Origin of the sequence: Streptococcus sp. Marseille-Q3604 (assembly GCF_916619785.1) — a bacterium.
Classification (GTDB): domain Bacteria; phylum Bacillota; class Bacilli; order Lactobacillales; family Streptococcaceae; genus Streptococcus.
Genome location: NZ_CAKAKM010000003.1, coordinates 30,138 through 56,210 on the forward strand (window position 1 = coordinate 30,138; position 26,073 = coordinate 56,210).

Annotated in this window: 24 protein-coding genes and 1 pseudogene; 19 read left to right on the forward strand and 6 right to left on the reverse strand. The window is 41.7% G+C overall.

Going from position 1 to position 26,073, the window contains the following annotated elements; genetic code table 11:
- The first annotated feature begins 3 nt into the window (after positions 1-3).
- The 9 genes from macP to LG375_RS09600 all read left to right on the forward strand — a co-directional run bounded on the left by macP (position 4) and on the right by LG375_RS09600 (position 11,814).
- Positions 4-264: a cell wall synthase accessory phosphoprotein MacP gene (gene macP / locus LG375_RS09560; protein WP_037601533.1), complete on the forward strand. Its 261-nt coding sequence runs from the start codon at positions 4-6 to the stop codon at positions 262-264.
- A gap of 66 nt (positions 265-330) precedes the next feature.
- Positions 331-1,023, forward strand: coding sequence for a 5'-methylthioadenosine/adenosylhomocysteine nucleosidase (locus LG375_RS09565; RefSeq protein ID WP_064524886.1), 693 nt, complete (start codon positions 331-333; stop codon positions 1,021-1,023).
- A gap of 392 nt (positions 1,024-1,415) precedes the next feature.
- Positions 1,416-4,442, forward strand: coding sequence for a Spy0128 family protein (locus tag LG375_RS09570; protein WP_225745711.1), 3,027 nt, complete (start codon positions 1,416-1,418; stop codon positions 4,440-4,442).
- 130 nt (positions 4,443-4,572) lie between these two features.
- Positions 4,573-5,571, forward strand: a complete 999-nt coding sequence (locus LG375_RS09575; protein ID WP_225745712.1) for a glycosyltransferase family 4 protein — start codon at positions 4,573-4,575, stop codon at positions 5,569-5,571.
- Entirely contained in the window at positions 5,572-6,894 is a 1,323-nt protein-coding gene (locus LG375_RS09580; protein WP_225745713.1) for a glycosyltransferase family 4 protein, read from the forward strand.
- A gap of 458 nt (positions 6,895-7,352) precedes the next feature.
- The gene (locus LG375_RS09585; protein WP_060971315.1) at positions 7,353-7,748 is read left to right on the forward strand and encodes a hypothetical protein; all 396 of its coding nucleotides are present in this window, start codon (positions 7,353-7,355) and stop codon (positions 7,746-7,748) included.
- Positions 7,749-7,792: 44 nt separating this feature from the next.
- Positions 7,793-9,739, forward strand: coding sequence for a threonine--tRNA ligase (thrS, locus tag LG375_RS09590; protein WP_225745714.1), 1,947 nt, complete (start codon positions 7,793-7,795; stop codon positions 9,737-9,739).
- A gap of 48 nt (positions 9,740-9,787) precedes the next feature.
- Positions 9,788-10,726, forward strand: coding sequence for an alpha/beta fold hydrolase (locus LG375_RS09595; protein ID WP_225745715.1), 939 nt, complete (start codon positions 9,788-9,790; stop codon positions 10,724-10,726).
- Positions 10,727-10,755: 29 nt separating this feature from the next.
- Positions 10,756-11,814 carry a DUF3114 domain-containing protein gene (locus LG375_RS09600; RefSeq protein WP_225745716.1) on the forward strand — a complete coding sequence of 353 codons (1,059 nt, stop codon included), beginning with the start codon at positions 10,756-10,758 and terminating at the stop codon, positions 11,812-11,814.
- Positions 11,815-11,887: 73 nt separating this feature from the next.
- Here the strand turns inward: LG375_RS09600 and LG375_RS09605 are convergent, their stop codons facing one another.
- The 5 genes from LG375_RS09605 to LG375_RS09625 form a co-directional block, all read right to left on the reverse strand.
- Positions 11,888-12,079: a PspC domain-containing protein gene (locus LG375_RS09605; protein WP_080611489.1), complete on the reverse strand. Its 192-nt coding sequence runs from the start codon at positions 12,077-12,079 to the stop codon at positions 11,888-11,890.
- 54 nt (positions 12,080-12,133) lie between these two features.
- Complete coding sequence (gene trhA / locus LG375_RS09610) at positions 12,134-12,811, reverse strand: PAQR family membrane homeostasis protein TrhA (RefSeq protein WP_060972438.1); 678 nt, start codon at positions 12,809-12,811, stop codon at positions 12,134-12,136.
- Positions 12,804-13,253, reverse strand: coding sequence for a DUF1836 domain-containing protein (locus LG375_RS09615; RefSeq protein WP_002885964.1), 450 nt, complete (start codon positions 13,251-13,253; stop codon positions 12,804-12,806). Before LG375_RS09615 ends, trhA begins: the two co-directional genes overlap by 8 nt.
- Before the next feature lie 172 nt (positions 13,254-13,425).
- Positions 13,426-14,697 carry a hydroxymethylglutaryl-CoA reductase, degradative gene (locus tag LG375_RS09620; RefSeq protein ID WP_225745717.1) on the reverse strand — a complete coding sequence of 424 codons (1,272 nt, stop codon included), beginning with the start codon at positions 14,695-14,697 and terminating at the stop codon, positions 13,426-13,428.
- A 1-nt stretch (position 14,698) separates the two neighbouring features.
- Entirely contained in the window at positions 14,699-15,865 is a 1,167-nt protein-coding gene (locus LG375_RS09625; RefSeq protein ID WP_225745718.1) for a hydroxymethylglutaryl-CoA synthase, read from the reverse strand.
- 472 nt (positions 15,866-16,337) lie between these two features.
- On the opposite strand from LG375_RS09625, the gene LG375_RS09630 reads away from it, so the two are divergent.
- The 9 genes and pseudogenes from LG375_RS09630 (at position 16,338) to LG375_RS09670 (ending at position 23,124) form a co-directional block, all read left to right on the forward strand.
- Entirely contained in the window at positions 16,338-17,198 is an 861-nt protein-coding gene (locus LG375_RS09630; protein WP_195435945.1) for a thymidylate synthase, read from the forward strand.
- 108 nt (positions 17,199-17,306) lie between these two features.
- The gene (locus LG375_RS09635) at positions 17,307-17,810 is read left to right on the forward strand and encodes a dihydrofolate reductase (protein WP_225745719.1); all 504 of its coding nucleotides are present in this window, start codon (positions 17,307-17,309) and stop codon (positions 17,808-17,810) included.
- 4 nt (positions 17,811-17,814) lie between these two features.
- The gene (locus LG375_RS09640; protein ID WP_002886174.1) at positions 17,815-17,985 is read left to right on the forward strand and encodes a hypothetical protein; all 171 of its coding nucleotides are present in this window, start codon (positions 17,815-17,817) and stop codon (positions 17,983-17,985) included.
- 17 nt (positions 17,986-18,002) lie between these two features.
- Positions 18,003-19,229 (forward strand): ATP-dependent Clp protease ATP-binding subunit ClpX, encoded by a 1,227-nt coding sequence (gene clpX / locus LG375_RS09645; protein ID WP_002890340.1) that lies wholly within the window; start codon positions 18,003-18,005, stop codon positions 19,227-19,229.
- 9 nt (positions 19,230-19,238) lie between these two features.
- Positions 19,239-19,838, forward strand: a complete 600-nt coding sequence (yihA, locus tag LG375_RS09650) for a ribosome biogenesis GTP-binding protein YihA/YsxC (protein ID WP_002885996.1) — start codon at positions 19,239-19,241, stop codon at positions 19,836-19,838.
- A 129-nt stretch (positions 19,839-19,967) separates the two neighbouring features.
- Positions 19,968-21,343 (forward strand): annotated as a pseudogene (locus tag LG375_RS09655) (amino acid permease).
- 11 nt (positions 21,344-21,354) lie between these two features.
- Positions 21,355-22,305: a homocysteine S-methyltransferase gene (mmuM, locus tag LG375_RS09660; protein WP_225745720.1), complete on the forward strand. Its 951-nt coding sequence runs from the start codon at positions 21,355-21,357 to the stop codon at positions 22,303-22,305.
- Positions 22,306-22,417: 112 nt separating this feature from the next.
- Positions 22,418-22,672: a DUF1912 family protein gene (locus LG375_RS09665; RefSeq protein WP_002886199.1), complete on the forward strand. Its 255-nt coding sequence runs from the start codon at positions 22,418-22,420 to the stop codon at positions 22,670-22,672.
- A 74-nt stretch (positions 22,673-22,746) separates the two neighbouring features.
- A complete protein-coding gene (locus LG375_RS09670) occupies positions 22,747-23,124 on the forward strand; it encodes a helix-hairpin-helix domain-containing protein (protein ID WP_060972433.1) in 378 nt (125 codons plus the stop codon).
- Between the two features lie 116 nt (positions 23,125-23,240).
- Here LG375_RS09670 and plsY read toward each other — a convergent pair whose 3' ends face one another.
- The gene (gene plsY / locus LG375_RS09675) at positions 23,241-23,882 is read right to left on the reverse strand and encodes a glycerol-3-phosphate 1-O-acyltransferase PlsY (protein WP_145516351.1); all 642 of its coding nucleotides are present in this window, start codon (positions 23,880-23,882) and stop codon (positions 23,241-23,243) included.
- Between the two features lie 137 nt (positions 23,883-24,019).
- On the opposite strand from plsY, the gene parE reads away from it, so the two are divergent.
- Entirely contained in the window at positions 24,020-25,969 is a 1,950-nt protein-coding gene (gene parE, locus LG375_RS09680) for a DNA topoisomerase IV subunit B (protein WP_060971329.1), read from the forward strand.
- Positions 25,970-26,073: the final 104 nt, after the last annotated feature.

The window sequence follows — 26,073 nt, forward strand, 5'->3', positions numbered from 1 at the left end:
GTTATGAGTAAGCCACTTTTGACTGACGATGTCATTGAGCAGGCTAAGCGTGGGGAAATCGATTTAGAGGAACAACCTTATTATGAGGACTATGATCAAGAGTTCTACGATGAGGATTATGAGGCTGATTACCAGCCTTCGGCCTACAAGAGCCGTCGAATTGAGAATGCTAAACGCAATCAATTTCAACACAAGCTTAATCGCATCCTCTTTTGGGTTGTGGTCCTCTTGATTATTCTCTTCATTGCTGTCTTTTATTTCTAAGAACTCTATGAGTCAGATAGCCCTAGCTACTGATTCAGGAAAGATTACAAGCTGAAAAGGAACTATATGAAAATCGGAATTATCGCTGCCATGGAGCAGGAGTTAGTGCTTCTAGTGGAGCAATTGGAAAATAAGGTTGAAGAAACTGTTCTTGGCGATACCTACTACACAGGACGCTTAGGAAAACATGATGTTGTTTTGGTGCAATCAGGTGTTGGTAAGGTTATGTCAGCCATGTCTGTGGCTGTCTTGGCAGACCATTTTGGCGTTGATGCCCTCATTAACACTGGTTCTGCTGGAGCAGTAGCACCTGGACTTAAAATTGGAGATGTGGTTGTGGCGTCAAAATTAGCCTATCACGATGTTGATTTGACAGCCTTTGGCTATGATTATGGGCAAATGTCTATGCAGCCACTTTACTTTGAAAGTGACTCTACCTTCGTAGAGACTTTCGAAAAGGTCTTGGCTCAGGCTTCCATTGATTCTAAGATTGGGCTTATCGCTACGGGTGATAGCTTCATTGCGGGTCAAGACAAGATTGATGCTATTAAGGGGCATTTTCCAGAAGTCTTGGCTGTAGAGATGGAGGGAGCAGCTATTGCTCAAGCCGCACACAGTGTCAAAAAGCCTTTCATCGTTGTACGTGCCATGAGTGATACAGCTGCTCATGATGCTAACATTACCTTTGATGAATTCATTATTCAGGCGGGAAAACAATCAGCTGCTATCTTGGTTGAGTTTCTCAAAGAACTTGCCTAAAATACATTAAATGAGTGCTTATGCTCATTTTCTTAATTAATTTAAAGACAACTGCTATTCATTTAAGAATGGCAGTTTTTTTCTGCTTTTAGATAAGAAAACCTTCTCATTTTTTAAAGAAAAAATCTGAATTTTAGCATTTTTCAGACGGAAATTTAATTAAAATTATGTCAATAAAATGAGAAAGAAAAACAATATTAAAAGAGAGACTCCGATAGAAAGCTTATAATATAAGGGTTTGAAAATTTCACTATCTATTGATATCTTAGAAAGCTTTACAAAACCTCTAAAGGGGTAAATAATTATCTTGCAAAGTTCTGAAAATAGTGTATAATTCAGAATGAAAAGGGTTACAAAAATGTTAAGATTTGTAAAAATGGGAGGATAGAATCATGAATAACCGATTCGGTGATTCGAGGCAGCGTTTCTCCATCCGTAAGTTTACGGTGGGCGTTGCTTCGGTCTTACTTTCGTCTGCAGTTTTTGGTGTAAGTACCGCTAATGCAGAACAAGCTGAAGAGCCTACGGGACAGCCAGCTACGAGTGTACTTGAGGAAGCCAGTGAGTCTGATGGTGGGGGCCAAAGGACAAGCGCTAGCGTCTCAAGTCAAGAAGTGACAGCTGAACCTACTGTTCAGGCAGAAAGTACAAGTGCTATCTCAGTGACTGCTATTTCTAGTGAAGTTGCGCGTCAAGAGCAAACGGTTGCAAGTTCTGAACAAACTAGTTCATCGCAAGATAAGACTAGTGAAACTCTTAGTGAGAAACCTGTAACTGTTAGTGAAACACGAGAAGCTAGTGCTAGCGAACTTGCTGCAGCAAGTAATAGTAGTTCCACTTCATCTGATAATTTCGGACTTAAGGTTACCAATCTAAGTCGTCCAATTCCAGCGGATGTCAAGGTGACTAAGACAGGAACTGAAATTAATGTTCAAAATCCTGATGTGGAAATGGAATTTCCAAATGGAAATAGCAAGTACGCGACTAGCAAGGTAATCTACCACAATATTCCTTTCCCCGATGATATGACCATCAATGAAGGGGATCAGGTCATTTTTAATTTGCCTGAGCAGTTGCGTTTCCGTACTAGATACGATATTAATGTCTATAATCCAGACAATCAAATTGTAGGTCTGGCTCAAATTGATCCTGAGAAGAATCGTGTCACAACGACCTTTAATAACTATTTCCAAACACATCCCAACAATAAGCTCATGAGTTTGGAGTTGGATACCCTTTATTCTGAAGAAGTAGATGAAGGGGAACATCTTACTCTTGATTTTGAGGGACGTATCATTCATGTTTCAGTGGGTAAAGTGCAGTCACCTCCTCCAGGTCAAGAGGTTATTTCTAAGTGGGGTAGTCAAGACAAGAATGATCCGACGCTTTTGAATTGGCAGATGCGTCTTAACTACTCACGTCGTGTTCTTAACAACTTGAGATTGATTGACACTTGGTCTGACAATCAACGATTTGTGGACGGTTCTTTGCAACTCCGCTACATTGATTCAGCAAATCCTTGGATTGACAAGGGATCAGCTATGGACCTGATTAAGAGTTTCTCTTATGACGACACCCATTTTGAGCTTAAACTCAATCAGTTGGACCGCATGGTTTATGTTTGGTATCAAACCCGTTTGACAAAACCTGTTGAAGAATCAACCAACCCTGTCAACCGTATTAAGCTTCATGCGGATGTTGTTTCTGATTCTTACAAGTCAACCATTCGCTTAGTTGGCGGTCGTGGAGATGCCATCGGGGATAATCTCGCTCATTTCAATCTTGAACTTGAGAAGGACTTGGCAGGCAGAGACCTCAAGGACAAAGAATTCACCTTTAAACTGGTTGATGTGACGGATAGTGCCAATCCTGTTGACTTAGGGGAAACCACTAATGATGCCAAGGGTAAAATTGTCTTTTCAGCTCTCTCACTTAGCAAGCCAGGCGTCTATCATTATCGTGTGACTGAGGTTCCGGGCAATGACGAAGATGTGGTATACGACAAGCTCGAAGCCAATATCACTATTCAGGTTGTTCGTGAAACTGTAGATAACCAAGTTAAATTGGTTGCCAAGGTTGCCTATCCAGAAGACGTTATCTTTAACAATAAATTAGTAACACCAGCCAAGGCCAAAATTGCATTTGGTAAGGAATTGACCAAGGCAGGTGTTAAGCAAGATCTAAAAGCAGATCAATTCCAATTTGTCCTTAAAGACCGTTTTGGAAAAGTCCTTGAGACTGTTGGAAATACAGCTGACGGTCAGGTTGCCTTTAGTGAGTTGACCTTTAACAAGGTTGGTACCTACAACTACACTGTTGAAGAACTTGCAGGTAAGGATGATGCAATTGTCTATGATACGATGAAAGCTGCTGTTTCTATCACGGTAACACGTGATGGTGATGCTCTTGTTTCAACCGTAGTTAATCCAAAAGACACCATCTTTAACAACAAGTTTGTGACTCCAGCTAAAGCTGCTATTCAGTTCAGTAAGGAATTGACTAAAGCAGGTGTTAACCAAACTTTGACTGCTAATGAGTTCCAATTTGTCCTCAAAGATAGTGCAGGCCATATTGTCGAAACTGTTGGTAATACAGCTGATGGTCGTGTTGCCTTTAGTGAACTTCACTTTGATAAGGCAGGAACTTACACTTATACTGTTGAAGAAGTTAAGGGAACTAACGAAGATATCATCTATGATGGTATGAAAGCGACTGTCTGGATTACAGTGACCCGAGATGGTGATGCTTTGGTATCAACGGTCGCTAATCCAAAAGACACTGTCTTTAATAACTATGTTAAAGAAGTGCAACCAGCCAAGGCCAAATTCGAATTGACCAAGGTTCTTACGGGCCGTAACCTCAAGGATGGTGAATTTAGCTTCGTTCTTAAGGACGACAAGGGTAATGTTATCCAAACAGTGACCAATAATGCACAAGGAAACATTAGTTTTGAAAACATTGTCTATGACAAACCAGGTGTTTACTACTACACTGTTGAAGAAGTCAAGGGCAATGAAGCCGATGTGGTTTATGATAACATGGTAGCTAAATTCCAGGTGACTGTTACCAAGACTGTGGGTGAAAAGGAAAATCTGCTTGTAGCAGCAGTTCTCCTTCCTTTGGATACAGAATTTAACAATAGTTACATTCCTCCAAAACCTCCTACACCGCCAACACCACCGACACCACCAAGTGTCCCACCGACACCACCAGTGGTTCCGCCAACACCACCAACACCGCCTACTCCACCGGTGACGCCAAAACCAGCTAAGCCAGTTCAATCCTCTGAGAAATCAGGACCTCAACTTCCAGAGACTGGTCAAGCTAACGATACTGCCTTGCTTGCCCTCGGTGTGGCAGCAGAAATGGCAGCAGTCATGGGTGTAGCATATAGCCATCGTCGCCGTAAAGACGTTTAAGATGATGACCTAAAAGATCGAGAATGCTCGATCTTTTTTAGTGTTGGAATGCCTATCTCATTAAATGAGAAATCAAGATAAAGCCAACTGCAGGATGAAATTTCTACTAAATTAAGCTATAATGAAGAGTATGAAAGTTCTACTTTATCTTGAAGGAAAATCGGTTCTTGAAAAATCAGGAATCGGACGGGCTCTCCACCATCAGATGCATGCCTTGGACTTGGCGGGGATTCCCTATACAACGGACATCTTGGGTGATTACGATGTCGTTCATATTAATACTTATGGTCCACGTAGCTTGATGTTGTTGCATACTGCAAAACGCCGTGGCAAGAAGGTCATCATGCATGGTCATTCGACACGTGAAGACTTTGAGAATTCATTCATCGGTTCTAACCTTTTGGCCCCACTTTTTGGGAAATATTTGGCCCACATGTATCAAAAGGCCGATTACGTGATTACGCCATCTGAGTATTCCAAAAAATTGATTCAGTCTTACGGAGTTACTACACCAATCATTGCTGTTTCAAATGGGATTGATCTGAAAAAATACGGTAAGGATACACGTAAGGAAGAAGTTTTCCGAGACTACTTTGGTATCGAGGAAGGACAGCCAGTGGTTATTTGTGCGGGTCTTTATTTCCAACGCAAGGGAATTGAAGATTTCGTCAAGGTTGCCGAAAAGATGCCTCATGTTCGTTTCATTTGGTTAGGGAGTATCAGCAAATGGCTGATTCCTAAGAAGATTCGAGACATTGTCAATGGTAAGCATCCTGATAATGTCAGCTTCCCAGGTTACTTCAAGGGAGCCGTCTTCCAGGGAGCTATGAGTGGTGCTAACGCCTTCTTTTTTCCGTCCTACGAGGAAACTGAAGGAATCGTAGTGCTAGAGGCCTTTGCCAGTCACCAACATGTGGTTTTGCGTGATATTCCTGTTTATGAGGGCTGGGTTGATGACAACTCTGCCTCATTTGGGCATAACGTGGACGAATTTGTAGTAGCCTTGCAAGATATTATCGATGGTAAAGTGGACAAACGTGAAGAAGGTTACAAGGTTGCGGAAAGTCGCTCGATTGATGATGTCGCCCAAAAACTTGTTGAAGCCTACAAAGAAGTATTGGAGATTTAAATGCGTATCGGATTGTTTACAGATACCTATTTTCCACAGGTATCAGGTGTTGCGACCAGTATTCGCACACTGAAGACGCAGTTGGAAAAAATGGGGCATACAGTCTTTATCTTTACCACGACTGATAGAGATGTTGACCGCTATGAAGACTGGCAGATTGTCCGTATTCCGAGTGTGCCTTTCTTTGCTTTTAAGGACCGTCGTGTGGCTTATCGAGGTTTTTCCAAGGCACTAGAGATTGCAAAACAATACAAGCTTGATATTATTCATACGCAGACAGAGTTTTCATTAGGTCTGCTAGGAATTGCCATTGCGCGTGAACTCAGGATTCCTGTTGTGCATACCTATCATACTCAGTATGAAGACTATGTCCGCTATATTGCCAAAGGTATGGTCATCCGTCCAAGTATGGTTAAGTACATTGTTCGTGGCTTTATGAGCGATCTGGATGGGGTTATCTGTCCGAGCGAGATTGTTTATGACCTTTTACTCAAGTACAAGATTGCTGCTGAAAAACGGGTCATTCCAACGGGGATTGAACTTGAAAAATTCCAGCGTCCAGAGATTACCGAAGAAGATGTAGCGGACTTGAGAGCCAAGCTTGGTATTGCTTCGGATGAAACCATGTTGTTGAGCTTGTCTCGTGTCTCTTATGAGAAAAATATCCAAGCAGTTCTGGCGGCTCTACCTTCGGTTTTAGAGGAAGACGATAAGGTTCGGTTAGTTGTTGCTGGCGATGGCCCTTACCTACCAGACCTGAAGTCCCAAGCCAAGAAACTTGGTATTCTGGATAAGGTGGTTTTCACAGGTATGATTGCACCTGGCGAAACAGCTCTTTACTATAAGGCTGCTGATTTCTTCATCTCGGCATCAACCAGTGAGACTCAGGGCTTGACCTATCTGGAAGCCTTGGCTAGCGGTACTCCGATTATTGCTCATGGAAATCCTTATTTGGATAATGTGATTACGGACCAGATGTTTGGAACGCTTTATTATCATGATAATGATTTAGCTGGGGCCATTTTGGAAGCATCCATTGCAACGCCAGAAAAAGACGAGACTAAGTGGGCCGACAAGCTCTATGAAATTTCTGCCGAAAACTTTGGAAAACGTGTCTATGAGTATTACTTGGACCTCACGATTTCTAAGGATTTCCACAATGATTTGAATGGTGAAGATAGTACCATGAAACGCTTGACGCGTATGGTGACTTACTTGCCAACCAAGGCCATTACCTTGCCTGTTAACGGCTCGGTTCGTATCATCAAAGGCTCTGCTAAACAGGTCAAGAAAATCAAAAATATCACGAAACTTTTGGATTAGGAAAGCTATCAGATTTTCCTAGTCAGATAAAATCTTAGAATTGATTAATAAAAGAGATAATTAGCTTGAAAAATTACAGTTTCATGCTATAATAACGCATAGAGACATATCAGTCATGGGAAATCTTTCAGAGAGCGTGTGTCGCTGGGAATCACGCAGAGGACATGATTGGGACTACTCGATTAACTTTTTATGCAAACATAAAACGGTGGCCACGTTAGAGCCAATCAGAGGTGTAGGGCAAACTCATTTTTTGTCGTACACGAACTAAGGTGGAACCACGTTGCGACGTCCTTTTGAGGATGTCGCTTTTTATGTTGTTCGGGATACTTTGAAATTTTTAGAATGTCTAGTATAGATAGAAAAGCTTTACTTTGTGACTAAATATTCTCTCTATTGATTACAAAAAGGACTGTTTAGAATGAAGTGGCACTATCTTTTTAGTTGAAGGAGAATTTATGGGGTTCAAATATGAAGCTATCAAGGCCTACTTGATTGACCACGGTGTGGATGCTAGTCTTGCTGAGACTATGCACGCTATCTATGCTACCCAAAGACTTGGTGGAACAGCCAATGCCTATTTCCTAATTGTTTTTACAGAAACAGAGATTTTCATTATTTCTATTACACCTTTAGGAAAATTAGGGGAGATTATCGCTACACTGCCTGAAGAGATGATTAAGTCATATCAGTTTAAGAAACGTTTGTTTATTGGTTACAAACTTTGCTTCATCCTAACTGATGGTAGGGAGTTAGAATTTAATATCAACAAGATGATGATTGGTGCTGGTTGGCATAAGACAGAATTGCAAAGCATCCTAGAAACAAATTATTACAACAAAAACATTAAATAGAAAGGACGAAAGGGCTCTTCCTTTAGGGCTCTGACATCTTAATTATGATTAACATTACTTTCCCAGATGGCGCTGTTCGTGAATTCGAATCTGGCGTTACAACTTTTGAAATTGCACAATCTATCAGCAACTCTTTGGCTAAGAAAGCTCTTGCTGGTAAATTCAACGGTAAATTGATTGATACTATACGTGCTATCACTGAAGATGGAAGCATCGAAATCGTGACACCTGATCACGAAGATGCCCTTCCAATTTTGCGTCACTCAGCGGCTCACTTGTTTGCACAAGCAGCTCGTCGCCTCTTCCCAGACATCCACTTGGGTGTTGGTCCAGCTATCGAAGATGGTTTCTACTACGATACTGACAATGAAGCTGGTCAAATTTCTAACGAAGATCTTCCTCGTATCGAAGAAGAAATGAAAAAAATCGTTAAAGAAAACTTCCCATCAATCCGTGAAGAAGTGACTAAAGACGAGGCGCGTGAAATCTTCAAAAATGACCCATATAAATTGGAATTGATTGAAGAACACTCAGAAGACGAAGGTGGTTTGACAATCTATCGTCAAGGTGAATACGTTGACCTTTGCCGTGGCCCACACGTGCCATCAACTGGTCGTATCCAAGTTTTCCACCTTTTGAATGTTGCAGGTGCCTACTGGCGTGGAAATAGCGATAATGCTATGATGCAACGTATTTATGGTACAGCTTGGTTCGATAAAAAAGATCTCAAGGCTTACCTTAAACGCCTTGAAGAAGCTAAAGAACGTGACCACCGTAAACTTGGTAAAGAACTTGATTTGTTCATGATTTCTCAAGAGGTTGGTCAAGGTCTTCCATTCTGGTTGCCAAACGGTGCGACAATCCGTCGTGTCTTGGAACGCTACATCGTGGACAAGGAAGTAGCAGCAGGTTACCAACACGTCTACACTCCACCAATTGCTTCAGTTGAACTTTATAAAACTTCAGGTCACTGGGATCACTACCGTGAAGATATGTTCCCAACAATGGATATGGGAGATGGTGAAGCCTTTGTCCTTCGTCCAATGAACTGTCCTCACCACATCGAAGTTTACAAACACCATGTCCACTCTTACCGTGAATTGCCAATCCGTATCGCTGAAATTGGTATGATGCACCGTTATGAAAAATCTGGTGCCCTTACAGGACTTCAACGTGTACGTGAAATGTCACTTAATGATGGTCATACTTTCGTAACACCTGAACAAATCAAAGATGAGTTCCAACGTACGCTTCAATTGATTATCGATGTTTACGAAGATTTCAACTTGACTGACTATCGTTTCCGTTTGTCATACCGTGACCCTAAAGATACTCACAAATATTTTGACAATGACGAAATGTGGGAAAATGCTCAAAGCATGTTGAAATCAGCCATGGATGACATGGAACTTGACTACTTTGAAGCAGAAGGTGAAGCTGCCTTCTACGGTCCAAAACTTGATATCCAAGTGAAGACTGCCCTTGGTAATGAAGAAACACTTTCTACAATCCAATTGGACTTCTTGCTTCCAGAACGTTTTGACCTTAAATACATCGGAGCTGATGGAGAAGAACACCGTCCAGTTATGATTCACCGTGGGGTTATCTCAACAATGGAACGCTTTACAGCTATCCTTATTGAAAACTATAAAGGAGCCTTCCCAACTTGGTTGGCACCTCAACAAGTAACTGTTATCCCAGTTTCAAATGAAGCCCACACAGATTATGCTTGGGAAGTTGCTAAACAACTTCGTGACCGTGGTATCCGTGTTGAAGTGGATGAGCGTAACGAGAAAATGCAATACAAGATTCGTGCGTCTCAAACACAAAAAATCCCTTATCAATTGATTGTTGGTGATAAGGAAATGGAAGACGGAACTGTTAACGTTCGTCGTTATGGACAAAAACAAACACATACAGAAGCTATGTCAGAATTTGTAGAAAATATCCTTGCTGATATCGCTCGCAAATCACGCCCAGATGCCGAATAAAAAAAGGGTCGGTTAGCTAAGCTAACTGACTTTTTAGTAGGATAAACCATGCATGTTTTTATGAAAAGACTTTTATTTCTGATGGGAGCAGTTCTAGTCTTGTTACTGGCTAGCTTTATCTATCATAGATTAGCCTTGCAAAGAGAAAAGGCCTCTCTCAACCCTATGGGGCAAATGGTGTCTGTTAATGGCCATGACATGAGCGTCTTTGTGAAGGGAAATGGTCCACAAACCTTAGTTTTTCTATCTGGTGCTGGAACGGCCTCTCCCATTCTAGATTTTAAAGACTTGTATGATGGGCTCTCTAAGCAGTATAAGATAGTCGTTGTAGAGAGAGCTGGCTATGGTTATAGTGAGGACACATCTAAGTCCAGAGATGTGTCTGAGGTTCTTTCTGAGACACGTCAAGCCCTAGCCAAGGCACAAGTATCAGGTCCTTATATTATTCTTTCTCATTCGATGGCCTCCTTAGAAACGCTTTTGTGGCAAGAAAAATACCCAAGTGAAATAAAAGCTATCATTGGCTTAGATTGGGCTCTACCAGAGAGTTATTCACAATTGAGAATGCATTCCCAGATTTTACGTATGGCTCGTTTGGGAAGTCAATTAGGTCTTTTAAGGTATATACCGAGTCGCTTATATGTGCCTAATGAAAATCTAAGTAGTAGTGATCGACGCCTCTATCAACGAATAGCTTATCGTCAAATACTGTCACAAGCTATGTTAAATGAGAGCCTATCTGTTAAGGAAAATGCTAAAAAGATTGATGCTAAGATAGATTCACAAATCCCCACCTTACTTTTGGTTTCTAATGGAGAAGGCACGAGTTTTAGCAAGGAGGAGTGGCGAAATTATGCGGCCAGATTTGCAAAGGACCAGAAAAATATCGAACTGACTTTTTATGATGCCCCACATTATCTTTATCACTATCAGACCAAAGAGGTAGTTGCTAAGATAGAGGACTTCATAAAGGGGACCACTGATTAAACTAACTTATGTTATTGAGGAGAGATGAGATGCTCATAGGCTCAAAAGCCTTTTATAGCTTATGGAAGGAATGGCAAAAGGAATACCAGCCACTGCAGGTGCTGAAGTTATTGCTTGCTTATATAGAGATGCCAGAGGATCTATCTGGGGAGATAGAGGAAACTCAGCGTTTATTATCCTATTTTGACCCTGACTTGGCGCCTCATGATGCTTTCTGGAAGGATGTTGTCAGGTTAGTAGATTTGGCTTTTCCTGAGGACAGCTTATCTAAAAAATTCTCTATTGAGCGACAAATCCATCAGTTACGTTACCTGATTTCTAGTCAACAGGCCCAGTATGTGAGGACACATTATAAAAAAACAGGGATGACAGACAAAGAAGCTTTAGCTGTCTATCTCAGATGGAAACCTTTCACCATGTTTGATCAGGGGCGTCTGCACCAAAAGATTTCTTTCTGTGATGGCAAGGGGATTTATCCAGATGGGATTCCTAGTGTTAATCTCAAGATTCTCCTCTATAATCGTGTAGAGTTTATTCTGGATAGTCAGGGAAATTTCCTCAATGAGGTCGATGCGGAGCAGGTGACTGAGAGTGGGGTGGTTAATGGTGCTAGTTTCAACTATGGTAATTTCAAGCGCCACTGGCAACTGGATGTGGAGCCGGTCCAACCACATGACCCTGATTTTCGTAATCGGATGACCAGAGGCTTTCGTTCACCCAACAAATTGAAAAAACGTTGGGGACAGCAAGTACCTGAACAGTTTGATAAATCTTTCTACAATCCAAAAGGCATCTATGCCCAGTCTCATAGATCTTTGGCAAATGATGTCAAACGCCAAGCTAGACTTTTTCTTGCTCTGGTTTATGGCTTTAAACCGGTTCAGAAAAAGCAAACAAAGGAGGTTCATATGTCTAAACAACCACAAAACAATAAAGGAACAGCAGTTCTAGGCTCACTAGTCTTTATGGCCTTATACGCCCTAGGTATTTGGCACAATGCTGTCCGAGGAAATATTCCTTTTCTTATTCTTTGGAGTGTTTTACTCCTAGTTAACGTCAGCTATTTAATTCTCCGCTTGAGAAAATAAAAAAAGAAAGTGATATGGACCTAAATGGTAAGAAATTTAGGTCTGTATCACTTTTTGTATATTCAATTATAGCTTACCACTTGCTTTCTTCTGGGATAATAATCCAGCAAATGATGTAGAAAAGAAAACCTGTTCCAAATAAGAAGATCGCTGCAGCCCAAATAAGGCGAACAATGACAGGGTCAATGTCAAGATATTTAGCGATACCAGAACAAACACCGGCAATAATTTTGTTGTTTGGATCTCTTCTGAGTTCTTTTTTCATATGATTTACCTCCGTACTTCCTTATTATACCATAACACCTTGATGTCTTTGGCTTTAAGGAAGCATAAAGTAGACAATCCCCATATATTGAAGAGCCGAAGCCAACATGATGAAGAGGTGCCAAATCATGTGGAAGTATGGTTTTTTCTTAGCATAGAAAGCTGCACCAACCGTGTATGACAATCCTCCAGCAAGCATGAGTCCCCAAAAGGCAGGTCCTGTCTTAGTGACGATAGCTGGAATAATGAAGATAACCAACCATCCCATCATCAGATAGAGGAAGAGGGAGAATTTTTCATTGATTTTTTTAGCAAAGATTTTGTAGAGAATACCAAAAATTGTTGTTCCCCATTGGAGGACGATGATGCTGTAGCCTAGCCATCCGCCAACTAGTGAGAGGGCAACAGGGGTGTAGCTTCCAGCAATGGCGATATAAATCATGCTGTGATCAATAATTCTTAGAACCATCTTGTGGGGTGAGTTATAATCCATAGCATGATAGATGGCTGAACTCAAAAACATGAGGAAGAGACTGATGACAAAAACGGACATCCCGATGGCAGCAGTCATGCCGTAGCCGTTGTTGGCATGAACGGCAGTAATTGGCAATAAGACTAGCATGGCCATAGCTCCGACGGCGTGAGTCACGCTGTTAGCCACTTCCTCACCAAAGCTAAGTTTTTTACTGAGTTTGAGGTTGGGAGAAGTATTAAAAGTAGCAGTATTAGACATTGTTTCCTCCTTCAAGGTCGTTCAAAAGTTGATGGGTAGCTCGGTAGCATTGAAGCGTCTGACAGGCTGAAAGGATGACTTGTGGAGCCTCTTGGGGAAACTGACCATTCATACAGGCTACAAAGTCATTGTAGTAGCTCTTTTGACTTTCAGCATCTGTACGCAGGATTTCCAAGGTTTTAGCAATCTCAGAAATCTCAAAGACGGTCTTCAGACTTGTGATGACAATAAGTCTAGCTACCTGAGCAGCATTATATTTTTTCTTGATGGGTTTTGCGACATGGCCATGTTTGACATAATTATTGACCATAGAGGCGGTTAGCCCCTTGTCGTTTGGCCCCAAAGTACTTTGGGTGACCTGATTGACATAGAGCAAAACCTGATCCAAATAGAGTTCAATCTCTGGTAATTCTTCCCAGAGAGGGTATTGTTGTGTTGTCAAATTATAAAAACCTCTTTATCTAGTTTTCATAACCAGATTATAACATTATAGAAATTTAAGTCAAGTCAGAACTTACGGGAAATGAAAAAGATGTTGAGATAATATGTTCAACATCTTTATTTCTTATGTGATATGGCAGAGTTATTTTTTAAAACTGCGTCAGTATCTTTTTTTATGGGGTTCTAAGTTTCTCCAAAATTGCTTGTGCAGTTTCTTGATTCATATGTTTGGCCTTGAGAAGTTCAGCCAAAACGTGAGGCATTTCTTCAGGACTAGCACCGGCTAGTAGGGCTAGAGATTTGGCCTGAAGTTTCATATGTCCTGCTTGGATACCTGTTGAAGTCAGAGCTTTGAGAGCAGCCAGATTTTGTGCTAAACCAAGAGAAACGATGATACTAGCTAGGGTTTTGGCATTTGGATGGTTAAGTAAGTCGTGGGCGATAGAAACACTAGGGTTAAGTCCGATTGAACCGCCACGGGTTGCAATTGGCATGGGGAGGGTTAATTCTCCCACCAATTCTTTAGCCTCCTGGTCATAAGTCCATGTGGACAGGCCACGGTAGCTACCATCCTTGCTAGCATAGGCATGGCTACCAGCCTCAACTGCTCGCCAATCATTGCCAGTCGCAATAACTAGGGCATCGATACCATTGAAAATTCCCTTGTTATGGGTAGCTGCTCGGTAAGGGTCCACCTGCGCCAACTGGCTAGCCATCTCCATTTTCTTAGCTAAATCATGAGCGTCTTCCTTGTTACGACTGAGGAAGCGTGTGTTAAGACGACAAGTTGCTGTCACTAGACTCTCGGTGGCAAGATTTGAGAGAATGGCCATGAGACTTTGACCTTCTGAGAGATTTTCCAGTTCTGGCACCAGTGCTTCCATCATGGTGTTGACCATATTGGCTCCCATGGCTTCTTGGGTATCAACGGCTAGATAGACAATGAGGAAGTCTCCCTTAGCCTCAGTCCAGAGCCTGCGAGGGCCACCCCCACGCTTAACAATAGAAGGATGAGCCTCTTTGGCAATCTCTATGAGGTCCTGATTAGCTGCTTGAATTTTACTTGAAGCAGTGGCTTTATCAGGAACATCAAAAAGGGCAACTTGGCCAATCATTTGACGATTATGAATCGTAGTCGTGAAACCGCCAGAGCGCTTAATGAGCTTGCTAGCATAGGAAGCAGCGGCGACAACAGAAGGCTCCTCAGTAACCATAGGAACCTGGTAGGTTACACCGTCTACCAATACATCTGGGCAAACGGCAAAGGGAAGTGTAAATCGACCAATAACATTTTCAGCCATTTGATTGGCTGTTTCAAGGGTAAGTTGTTGGTCCTTATCCAGAAGATCTTGATTTTCCTGAGACAAAAGAGCATTCTTTTTCAAATGCTCTTTACGTTCTTGCGGTGTCTTCTTGGAAAAACCAGTCCAAGAGAGTTTAGTCATATTAATTTCCTTTATAGATACGTTGGTGTTCAGAGATTTCAGTTAAACGGAAAGCTCCGGTTTGGTAATCAGCGAATTGAGTAGAGCCAGTGTCATCCAACTGCGCCTCTTCATAGAAAAGTTTTTCATAATCAGCAACGCTCAAGGGTTGACGTTTGGCAAAGGTATCTAGACGGTCTGAACGAAGCAGGTCTTTGTAGCCCTCAACCAGACGTCCTGAGAAAATTTCAGAGACAGCTCCAGAACCGTAAGAGAAGAAGCCAATCTTATCTCCTGCTTTAAGGTCTTGCGACTGTTCAAGCAATGAAAGAAGTCCAAGATAAAGTGACCCTGTATAGATATTTCCAATTTGGCGACTATAGGTAATTGAAGCATCAAAGTTGTTTGTTAAACGCTCTTTATTCTCGGGATTCAAATTTTTTGGAATGATTTTATTAAGTCCCTTAAGAGCTAACTTAGGATAAGGAAGGTGGAGACAAAAAGCTGCAAAATCAGCAAAGTCAGCCTGATGACGCTCTTGGTAAGCTGCCCAAGTTGTCTTCAAGCTGTCAAGGTACTGCTTGGTTGAATAGATGCCTTGAACATAAGGCGTTGAACTGTAGTTTGGGCGCCAGAAGTCCATGACATCACGAGTTTGTGCTACATTGTCATCAGTAAGCTCCAAAATACGTGGATTCTGACTGACTAGCATAGCTACAGCACCAGCTCCCTGAGTTGACTCCCCAGAAGATCCGACACCATAGCGGGCAATATCACTGGCAATAACCAGAACTTTGCTCTCTGGGTGGGCTGCCACGTGCAATTTAGCATAGTTAAGTCCAGCAGTTGCAGCATAACAAGCTTCCTTCATTTCAAAAGAACGGGCAAAAGGTTGAATCCCCAAAAGACTGTGAACATAGACAGCAGCAGCCTTTGACTGGTCAATGGAAGACTCAGTAGCCACGATGACCATATCGATAGCTTTTTTGTCGTCGTCATTTAAAATATCAGTCGCCGCATCAGAGGCAAGCGTCACAATATCTTCTGTAATCGGCGTAATACTGGTTGCATCAAGCATCAGCCCCTTGCTGAATTTTTCAGGCTCTGCCCCACGGGCAAGAGCGAGATCAGCCATGTTTAGAACATATTGACTGGTCGCAAAACCAATCTTATCAATTCCAATAGACATATGATGTTTCCTTTTTTTCTTCATTGTAGAGTATCCAGAAGATACTAATCTATAGTGATTTTACCATAAAAGAGCGCTTTCGCCTTGAAAAAACTTTGATAGTTAGTTATATCTTCTGTTTCGATAGGAACTAGAGGATTTCACAAGACTTTCCTTTGGGGAATATGACCCTTTTGTTTCTCATTTCAAGCAGAATAGGGTAAAATTGAAATGGCACTCTACTAGTTTTTTAGCTATGTTAGAAAAGTAAAATTGTTGTTATATATTGAAATCATTGCGAGCGTTAAGTGAGACTTTCCGCTGTGAGATAAGTGTCTGTAAATAAAGTGTTTTGTTTACAGACACTCGGAATTTTTGAGACCATAGGCTCAAAAATTAGTCTTGGAACTTCGAAGAAGTTCCAAGACGTCCGTAATCACTTAAGGAAAGTCTCAAAAAATACTTTGTTTTCAATGGAATAAAGAGGAAAATCATGACAAAAGCAGACACTATATTTAAAGAAAATATCACTAAAATCATGGAAGAGGGTGTTTGGTCGGAGCAAGCACGTCCTAAATACAAGGATGGCACTACAGCCAATTCCAAATACATCACAGGAGCTTTTGCAGAATATGACTTGAGCAAGGGAGAGTTTCCAATTACCACTCTTCGTCCTATTGCTATCAAATCTGCTATCAAAGAAGTGCTTTGGATTTACCAAGACCAGTCAAATAGCCTAGATGTCCTTGAAGATAAGTATAATGTGCATTATTGGAATGACTGGGAAGTTGAAGGCGTACCTGCTAATAATGGGGACAAGCGTTCGATTGGTCAGCGTTATGGGGCGGTCGTTAAGAAGCACGATATTATTAACCGTTTGTTGGCTCAGTTGGAGGCTAATCCGTGGAATCGCCGTAATGTTATCTCTCTTTGGGATTACGAGGCCTTCGAGGAGACAGCAGGACTTCAGCCTTGTGCCTTCCAAACCATGTTTGACGTTCGTCATGTGGGTGAGGACATTTATTTGGATGCTACTTTGACGCAACGCTCTAACGATATGTTGGTGGCTCATCATATTAATGCCATGCAGTATGTGGCCCTTCAGATGATGATTGCTAAGCACTTTGGTTGGAAAGTTGGTAAATTCTTTTATTTTATCAACAACCTCCATATTTATGACAATCAATTTGAGCAAGCCGAAGAACTGCTCAAACGTCAGCCCTCTGATTGCCAACCACGCTTGGTCCTCAATGTTCCTGATGGGACTAATTTCTTCGATATCAAACCAGAAGATTTTGAATTGGTTGACTATGACCCTGTTAAACCTCAACTCAAATTTGACTTAGCAATTTAATAAATGCTTATGATTTAAGCCCATAAAGAGCTGGCAAAGTTTTTTCCAAGCTCTTTTTCTCTTTTTTTGTTAGAATGGATTGTAAACTTAAAAAGAAAAGGAAATACTGTGTCTAAACAACTCATTGCTATTTGGGCGGAAGCTCATAACCATGTTATTGGGAAGAATCACACCATGCCTTGGCACTTGCCTGCTGAACTGGCACATTTCAAGAAAACTACCATGGGCTCAGCAATTCTCATGGGACGTGTGACCTTTGATGGCATGAACCGTCGTTGCCTACCAGGACGTGAAACCTTGATTTTGACAAGAGACAAGGACTTCAACTGTGAGGGTGTGACGACTGTTACGAGTGTTGAGGAAGCTCTGGCTTGGTTCGAACAGCAAGATAAGGATCTTTATATTGCTGGTGGTGCGGGTGTCTACAAGGCTTTTGATGGACATTATGATGCGCTCATCAAGACAACTATTGAGGCTGATTTAGAGGGAGACACGTATTTTCCACAACTAGACATGACGGCATTTAAAGAGGTATCACGTGACCGCGTGGTCAAGGATGATAAAAATGCCTACGACTTTAGCATAAGTCGCTATGAAAAAGAAGGAGACTAGGTTCATGCAACGTAGTGTTTTTGGGTTATTTACTGCATTATTGGGAGTGCTTTGTGTCCTCTCTGCCATTCCTGCCTTTCGCAAGAAACGTTATGGGTTAGCAGTTTTTCTCTTTTTAAATGCTTTTACTAACCTTGTCAATACTATTCACGCCTTCTATGGCACCCTATTTTAGAAAAGAGTGAGGAATAAATGGCTGGAAATCGTAATGAAGAAATGGTTTATTGTTCATTTTGTGGCAAAAACCAAGAAGAAGTAAAGAAAATTATCGCTGGGAATGGCGTCTTTATCTGTAACGAATGTGTGGCCTTGTCACAAGAAATCATTCGTGAGGAAATGGCAGAAGAAGTTTTGGCTGACTTGGCTGAAACTCCGAAGCCAAAAGAACTTTTAGATATTTTGAACAACTATGTCGTGGGGCAGGACCGTGCCAAACGTGCCTTGGCGGTAGCTGTTTACAATCACTATAAACGTATCAATTTCACAGAAAGTCGTGAAGACAATGATGTGGATTTGCAAAAATCAAATATTCTCATGATTGGACCAACTGGTTCAGGGAAGACTTTCTTGGCTCAGACCTTGGCTCGTAGCTTGAATGTTCCATTTGCGATTGCAGATGCAACATCATTGACAGAGGCAGGTTATGTGGGTGAGGACGTGGAAAATATCCTCCTCAAACTGATCCAAGCGGCAGACTTCAATATCGAACGTGCGGAACGTGGTATCATCTATGTTGACGAGATTGATAAGATTGCTAAAAAGGGTGAAAATGTATCAATCACTCGTGACGTTTCTGGTGAAGGGGTTCAACAAGCTCTCTTGAAAATTATCGAAGGAACAGTAGCCAGCGTTCCCCCTCAAGGTGGTCGTAAACACCCTAACCAAGAGATGATTCAAATTGATACTAAGAATATTCTCTTTATCGTTGGTGGTGCTTTTGATGGTATCGAAGATATCGTTAAGCAACGTCTTGGTGAGAAAATCATTGGTTTTGGTCAAAATAATAAGGCAATTGATGATGACTCATCATACATGCAAGAAATTGTGGCTGAAGATATTCAAAAATTCGGTCTTATCCCTGAGTTTATCGGACGTTTGCCAGTCCTTGCGGCCCTTGAACAGTTAACGGTTGACGACTTGGTTCGTATCTTGACAGAGCCTAGAAATGCCTTGGTTAAACAGTATCAAACCCTCTTGTCTTATGATGGGGTTGAACTGGAGTTTGACCAGGATGCTCTTGAAGCTATTGCAAGTAAGGCAATTGAACGTAAGACCGGTGCGCGTGGCCTTCGCTCTATCATTGAGGAAGTCATGATGGATGTCATGTTTGAGATTCCGAGTCAGGAAGATGTGACTAAGGTTCGTATTACAAAAGAAGCCGTTGACGGCACAGCTGCTCCAGTTTTGGAAACAGCATAAGGAGGTTCTATGGCTGAAGAACAAGTCCTAAATACGCACAATGCTGAGATTTTGCTCAGTGCGGCGAATAAGAGCCACTATCCCCAAGATGACCTCCCTGAGGTTGCCCTAGCAGGACGCTCGAATGTTGGTAAATCAAGCTTTATCAATACACTTCTTGGTCGTAAAAACCTAGCACGTACTTCTGGGAAACCAGGGAAAACTCAGTTGCTTAATTTCTACAATATTGACGATAAGCTTCGTTTTGTGGATGTGCCAGGTTACGGTTATGCCCGTGTGTCTAAAAAAGAACGTGCCAAATGGGGCAAAATGATTGAGGAGTACCTCGTGACTCGAGATAATCTTCGTGTCGTTGTTAGCTTGGTTGACCTCCGACATGAACCAACTCAAGACGATATCCAAATGTATGAATTTCTCAAGTATTATGAAATTCCGGTCATCGTTGTAGCGACTAAGGCTGACAAGATTCCTCGCGGAAAATGGAACAAGCACGAATCAATTATTAAGAAAAAACTCAATTTCGATAAAAATGACCATTTCATCGTCTTTTCATCTGTCACTCGTGACGGTTATGATGAAGCATGGGATACGATTTTAGCAGAATTATAAAAAGAGCTCGGAGAAATCCGAGTTTTTTTCTTGCGATAGTTTTTGTCTATCTCTTTGATAGTTTCCACCTATTATCCAAGGGGATGATATTGTGATAAGCTTGTTTTATCACATCTATTGGAGGAATCTATGGAAAACCATAATTATGAAAATGAAGGTCAGTTTCAACGGAAGATGACCTCACGTCACCTCTTTATGCTCTCGCTAGGTGGTGTCATTGGTACCGGTCTCTTTCTTAGCTCAGGCTATACGATTGCTCAAGCAGGCCCTCTTGGTGCGATACTATCTTATCTTGTGGGGGCTATCGTTGTTTACTTAGTCATGCTTTCATTAGGTGAGCTAGCTGTTGCTATGCCAGAACGGGATCCTTTCACACCTATGCCACTAAATTTATCAGTCCGGGAACCGGATTTACGGTAGCTTGGCTTTATTGGATTTGTTGGACGGTAGCCTTGGGAACAGAATTTCTGGGTGCGGCCATGCTGATGCAACGTTGGTTTCCATCAGTTCCGGCTTGGATGTTTGCGGCATTCTTTGCCTTGGTGATTTTTGGAATTAATGCTCTGAGCGTAAGGTCTTTTGCGGAAGCGGAATCTTTCTTTTCTTCTATAAAGGTTATTGCTATCTTGGTTTTTATCATCCTAGGTCTAGGGGCTATGTTTGGTTTGGTCAGCTTTGATGGTCATCGTGAAGCTATTATGTTCAAGCATTTGACGGCTAATGGTCTCTTTCCAAATGGTGGTCTTGCCATTGTGTCAGTCATGTTGGCGGTTAACTACGCCTTTTCGGGAACAGAGTTAATCGGTATCGCAGCTGGTGAGACAGATAATCCTAAAGAGGCTGTTCCACGTGCTATTAAAACGACCATTGGACGCTTGGTTATCTTCTTTGTCTTGACCATTGTGGTATTGGCTTCGCTTCTTCCCATGAAAGAAGCAGGGGTATCTTCAGCACCTTTCGTTGATGTTTTTGACAAGATGGGGATTCCATTTGCGGCAGACATCATGAACTTTGTTATCCTGACAGCTATTCTTTCTGCTGGGAATTCGGGACTCTACGCTTCAAGCCGTATGCTTTGGTCTTTGGCCAATGAGGGAATGCTCAATAAAAAGCTAGTGAAAATTAATAAACATGGAGTTCCAATGACAGCCCTTTTGATTTCCATGGCAGGAGCAGTTTTATCGCTCTTTTCAAGTATCTATGCTGCAGCTACGGTTTATCTAGCTTTGGTATCAATCGCTGGTTTTGCAGTTGTTGTTGTCTGGCTCTCCATTCCTTTGGCACAAATCAACTTCCGTAAACAGTGGAATTTAGAACATTCTGATGATGAGTTGGATTACAAGACACCGTTTAACCCAATCCTACCTTATATTACAATCGTTCTCTTGGCCATTTCTGTGCTTGGGATTGCTTGGGATAGTTCACAACGTGCGGGACTTTACTTCGGTATTCCTTTCATGATTTTCTGCTACCTCTATCACTACCTTCGCTTTAAAAAATGGTAAGGAGGCCTTGTATGGCAATATTTAAAGACTATTTAGAGAATAAATCTCCCCTTATCCTTCATGGGGCACTAGGAACAGAGATGGAGAGCTTGGGTTATGATATTTCTGGCAAACTCTGGTCAGCCAAGTACCTTCTTGAAAAGCCAGAAGTTATTCAAAAAATCCATGAAACCTATGTAGCCGCTGGGGCTGACTTGATTACCACATCGTCTTATCAGGCGACCTTGCCAGGCTTGATGGAGGCTGGACTTACTGAGAAAGAAGCGGAGCAGATTATTGTCTTGACAGTTCAGTTGGCAAAGGCTGCACGTGATAAGGTTTGGACAGCATTAGATGAGACTGAGAAAGCAAAACGACCATATCCTTTGATTTCTGGAGATGTCGGTCCTTACGCAGCTTATTTGGCTAATGGTTCTGAGTATAGTGGTGATTATGGTCAAATTACTATCGAGGAGCTTAAGGAGTTTCATCGGCCTAGGATTCAAATTCTCCTAGATCAAGGTGTGGACTTGCTAGCTTTGGAAACTATTCCAAATCGTATAGAAGCACAAGCCTTGATTGAACTCCTGGCTGAAGAATTTCCAGAATCAGAAGCTTATCTCAGTTTTACAGTCCAAGAATCAGCCACTATCAGTGATGGGACTTCTTTAGATGAGATTGCCAAGCTTGTTTCCCAGTCAGACCAAATCTTGGCCCTAGGAATCAACTGTAGTTCGCCTCTTCTTTATAATCAGGCTCTTGCTATTCTTAAAAATGCTGGAAAAGCCCTCATTACTTACCCTAACTCAGGTGAGATTTATGATGGCAGTACGCAGACTTGGAAACCTAAGGATAAGGATGCTCTAACCTTAGTTGAACATAGTAAAGATTGGCATGCTCAGTTTGGAGTTAAGATTTTAGGTGGCTGCTGCCGCACACGTCCAAATGACATTAAAGCCTTATATAAAGAGTTTAGAACCTAGTCAAATTTCTAATTATTTGTTATAATAGGAGACTGTAAGGCTATGAGCTCTACACATTATTAGTAGAAAATGAAGCCAGCGTTAAGCTGGTTTTTAAAATGAAGAGGAAAATATGACCTACGAACAAGAATTTCTAAAAGACTTCGAAGCCTGGGTTGTTACCCAAGTTAAAGTAAACGAAACGGCCTTGGCCGCTAGCAAGAAAATCTGGGAAGAAGACGGCGATGAACGTGCACGTGATGCAAGTTACCGCTATGAAGCTAAATTGGATGCTTACAATTTCCTAATTGGTAAGTTTGCCAACTATCGTGCTGGCAAAGGTTTCCATGATATGCCAGATGGCTTGTTCGGGGAACGTCACTATTAATAAAGGATGAAAAAGAAAATGGTGATACTACTTTATAGAAAGGTATCGTCTATCAAAATAGGAGAAAACTAAACATGGCTAAAGTAAAAAATAAAAAGAAAGCTTTTAAACACCGTTTGAAAAAACAAGGACTTTTCAATAATGTTAAAGCCCCTGTTCCACCCGTTGCGCCTGTTCCACCAGTGCCACCAGTAGCACCACAACCTGTTGCTGAAACTAAGACAGTTGCCAAGGAAGAAGTAGCAGCCAAAGACCTTAGTCTTGACGCTTTCGCAGAACTTCCAGAAGTTGAAGGCCTTCGTTCAAACCTTGTAGAAACTCTTTATAATGAAGGTTTGACTTCAGTAGAGGCTTTTGCTACTGTGACTGAAGAAGAAGTTCTTGCCCTCAAGGGTGTCGGACCTGCGACAGTTAAAAAATTGAAAGAAAATGGTGTTAGCTTCAAAGCTTAAGCCTAAAAAAGATCCGAGGTGTAGCCTTCGGATTTTTTATTGTTTTAGAAAGCATTGCTTGATTAGAAAAACAAGAAAACCACTAGTAAATCTAGTGGTTAGTAGGTCTGGATTGTTTATTTCTTTGGATTTTGTTTGGTTAAATTAAGTCCAAAAGGTACCAAGTTTTCTTGATGCCTGCGGATGCGCCCCATATTTTCAGTGTGGCGGAAGATGATAAGCAAAGCCATGATGGTGAGAACCCCAGTAAAAATAAGGTCATAGCCATCTAGTAAGAAATGGATGGCTGGAAACACAGCTAAGGTAATAAGTCCAACAATTGCTGCAGTGACACTTGAAAATGAAATCATGCTGGTTAGATAGAGTGTTAGGACAAAGACCAAGAGTAGGAATACACAGTAGAGTGGGGCAAAGCCAAGAAGTACCCCTGCACTTGTCGCAACAGCCTTCCCGCCTTTAAATCCAGCAAAGATTGGAAAAACATGTCCGATAATAGCAAAGAAACCAATGACTAGAGGTGAAACTTCTGTGACACCAAGCCAGATAGGTAGCAGAACAGCCAAGGTCCCCTTGAACATATCAACCAAGAAGGTGATGGTACCAGCAGTCTTACCTAGAACACGAAAGGTATTGGTTGTTCCAGTATTTCCAGAGCCGTGCTCACGAAGATTGGTATGGAAGAATAGTTTCCCAATCCAGAGGCCGGTCTGAATGGAACCTAACAAGTAGGCGATTAGGATTAACAATAAGATTTTCATGAGATAATTATAGCATACAGCCTAGTAATTGACAAAGTCAGTCAGCCTTAAGATATCTTTTGGACTTTCTTGATTTCTTTTGCAAATTCTTCTGAAAACTTATAAAATAATAAGGATGAAAATTTTGGAGGTCACTCTTGGCTAAAAAAGAAATAAATGTAAATAATTATAATGATGATGCCATTCAGGTACTAGAAGGGTTGGATGCGGTTCGCAAGCGCCCAGGAATGTACATTGGCTCAACGGATGGAACAGGACTTCACCACCTAGTTTGGGAGATTGTCGACAATGCGGTCGATGAAGCTCTTTCTGGTTTTGGTGATGTCATCGCTGTCACCCTAAATAAGGATGGTTCCGTTTCTGTTTCTGACTCTGGACGTGGGATGCCGACAGGTATGCATGCCATGGGTAAACCAACAGTTGAAGTTATTTTCACTGTTCTCCACGCGGGTGGAAAATTTGGACAGGGTGGTTATAAGACTTCTGGTGGTCTTCACGGTGTGGGTTCTTCAGTTGTTAATGCGCTATCTAGCTGGCTTGAGGTAGAAATTACCCGTGACGGTAGTGTTTATCGTCAGCGTTTTGAAAATGGGGGTCACCCTGTAACAGGACTTGAAAAAATCGGCAAGGCACCTAAATCTAAGACAGGTACAAAAGTTACCTTTATGCCTGATGCTAGTATCTTTTCAACGACTGATTTCAAATTTAACACCATTTCAGAACGTCTCAAAGAATCAGCCTTCCTTCTTAAGAATGTCACTATGACATTGACAGACTTGCGTGGCGAAGAAGAAGTTCGGGAAGAATTTCACTATGAAAATGGGGTTCAAGACTTTGTATCATACTTGAATGAGGACAAGGAAACACTGACACCAGTCATCTATATTGATGGAGATCAACAAGAATTTCACTTGGAATTAGCCCTTCAGTATAATGACGGTTACTCTGACAATATCCTTTCCTTTGTCAATAATGTCCGTACTAAGGACGGAGGAACTCACGAAACAGGCTTTAAGTCTGCTATTACCAAGGCCTTTAACGATTATGCCCGTAAGACTGGGCTCCTTAAAGAAAAGGATAAGAACCTTGAAGGGTCAGATTACCGTGAAGGCTTATCAGCAGTTATCTCGCTCTTGGTTCCTGAGGAACACCTTCAGTTTGAGGGCCAAACCAAGGACAAACTTGGATCTCCTTTAGCTCGTCCCATTGTCGATAGTATTGTTTCAGAACACTTGACTTATTTCCTTATGGAAAATGGAGATCTGGCTTCTAACTTGGTGCGTAAGGCTATCAAGGCCCGTGATGCCCGTGAAGCTGCTAGAAAAGCACGTGATGCCAGCCGAAATGGCAAGAAAAATAAAAAAGACAAGGGACTATTGTCAGGGAAACTGACACCAGCCCAGTCTAAAAATGCTAAGAAAAATGAACTCTATCTGGTCGAAGGGGATTCTGCCGGTGGATCAGCCAAACAAGGTCGTGATCGTAAATTCCAGGCTATCCTGCCTCTTCGAGGGAAGGTCCTAAACACTGAGAAAGCTAAAATGGCTGACATTCTCAAAAATGAAGAAATCAATACCATGATTTACACTATTGGTGCAGGTGTTGGAGCTGATTTTAACCTTGACGATATCAACTACGACAAGATTATCATCATGACCGATGCCGATACCGATGGGGCTCACATCCAGACCTTGTTGCTCACTTTCTTCTATCGTTATATGCGTCCACTGGTTGAAGCAGGACATGTTTATATCGCTTTGCCTCCTCTTTACAAGATGTCTAAAGGGAAAGGCAAGAAAGAAGTTGTCGAATACGCTTGGACAGATGGGGAACTTGAGGAACTTCGTCAAAAATTTGGTCGTGGAGCTATTCTCCAACGTTACAAGGGGCTTGGTGAGATGAATGCTGACCAGCTTTGGGAAACAACTATGGATCCAGAGACCAGAACGCTTATCCGAGTAACTATTGACGACCTAGCGCGTGCCGAACGTCGTGTCTCAGTTCTTATGGGAGATAAGGCTGCACCACGCCGTCAATGGATTGAAGATAACGTTAAATTTACGCTTGAGGAAAGTGGCGCATTTTAGGTTGCAGACCAGAAGGGAAAGTAATAAGATAGAGTCAGGGAGAGCGCTTACTATCAATAGCTACTAGGGTTTATAAAAATTAAGTTAATTATTTTTTACATAGT

What these genes read in the sequence shown, in the direction of transcription:
- macP (WP_037601533.1), top strand. Translation starts at nt 4, where the DNA reads ATGAGTAAGCCACTTTTGACTGACGATGTCATTGAGCAGGCTAAGCGT.
- LG375_RS09565 (WP_064524886.1), top strand. Translation starts at nt 331, where the DNA reads ATGAAAATCGGAATTATCGCTGCCATGGAGCAGGAGTTAGTGCTTCTA.
- LG375_RS09570 (WP_225745711.1), top strand. Translation starts at nt 1,416, where the DNA reads ATGAATAACCGATTCGGTGATTCGAGGCAGCGTTTCTCCATCCGTAAG.
- LG375_RS09575 (WP_225745712.1), top strand. Translation starts at nt 4,573, where the DNA reads ATGAAAGTTCTACTTTATCTTGAAGGAAAATCGGTTCTTGAAAAATCA.
- LG375_RS09580 (WP_225745713.1), top strand. Translation starts at nt 5,572, where the DNA reads ATGCGTATCGGATTGTTTACAGATACCTATTTTCCACAGGTATCAGGT.
- LG375_RS09585 (WP_060971315.1), top strand. Translation starts at nt 7,353, where the DNA reads ATGGGGTTCAAATATGAAGCTATCAAGGCCTACTTGATTGACCACGGT.
- thrS (WP_225745714.1), top strand. Translation starts at nt 7,793, where the DNA reads ATGATTAACATTACTTTCCCAGATGGCGCTGTTCGTGAATTCGAATCT.
- LG375_RS09595 (WP_225745715.1), top strand. Translation starts at nt 9,788, where the DNA reads ATGCATGTTTTTATGAAAAGACTTTTATTTCTGATGGGAGCAGTTCTA.
- LG375_RS09600 (WP_225745716.1), top strand. Translation starts at nt 10,756, where the DNA reads ATGCTCATAGGCTCAAAAGCCTTTTATAGCTTATGGAAGGAATGGCAA.
- LG375_RS09605 (WP_080611489.1), bottom strand. Translation starts at nt 12,079, where the DNA reads ATGAAAAAAGAACTCAGAAGAGATCCAAACAACAAAATTATTGCCGGT.
- trhA (WP_060972438.1), bottom strand. Translation starts at nt 12,811, where the DNA reads ATGTCTAATACTGCTACTTTTAATACTTCTCCCAACCTCAAACTCAGT.
- LG375_RS09620 (WP_225745717.1), bottom strand. Translation starts at nt 14,697, where the DNA reads ATGACTAAACTCTCTTGGACTGGTTTTTCCAAGAAGACACCGCAAGAA.
- LG375_RS09625 (WP_225745718.1), bottom strand. Translation starts at nt 15,865, where the DNA reads ATGTCTATTGGAATTGATAAGATTGGTTTTGCGACCAGTCAATATGTT.
- LG375_RS09630 (WP_195435945.1), top strand. Translation starts at nt 16,338, where the DNA reads ATGACAAAAGCAGACACTATATTTAAAGAAAATATCACTAAAATCATG.
- LG375_RS09640 (WP_002886174.1), top strand. Translation starts at nt 17,815, where the DNA reads ATGCAACGTAGTGTTTTTGGGTTATTTACTGCATTATTGGGAGTGCTT.
- clpX (WP_002890340.1), top strand. Translation starts at nt 18,003, where the DNA reads ATGGCTGGAAATCGTAATGAAGAAATGGTTTATTGTTCATTTTGTGGC.
- yihA (WP_002885996.1), top strand. Translation starts at nt 19,239, where the DNA reads ATGGCTGAAGAACAAGTCCTAAATACGCACAATGCTGAGATTTTGCTC.
- mmuM (WP_225745720.1), top strand. Translation starts at nt 21,355, where the DNA reads ATGGCAATATTTAAAGACTATTTAGAGAATAAATCTCCCCTTATCCTT.
- LG375_RS09665 (WP_002886199.1), top strand. Translation starts at nt 22,418, where the DNA reads ATGACCTACGAACAAGAATTTCTAAAAGACTTCGAAGCCTGGGTTGTT.
- LG375_RS09670 (WP_060972433.1), top strand. Translation starts at nt 22,747, where the DNA reads ATGGCTAAAGTAAAAAATAAAAAGAAAGCTTTTAAACACCGTTTGAAA.
- plsY (WP_145516351.1), bottom strand. Translation starts at nt 23,882, where the DNA reads ATGAAAATCTTATTGTTAATCCTAATCGCCTACTTGTTAGGTTCCATT.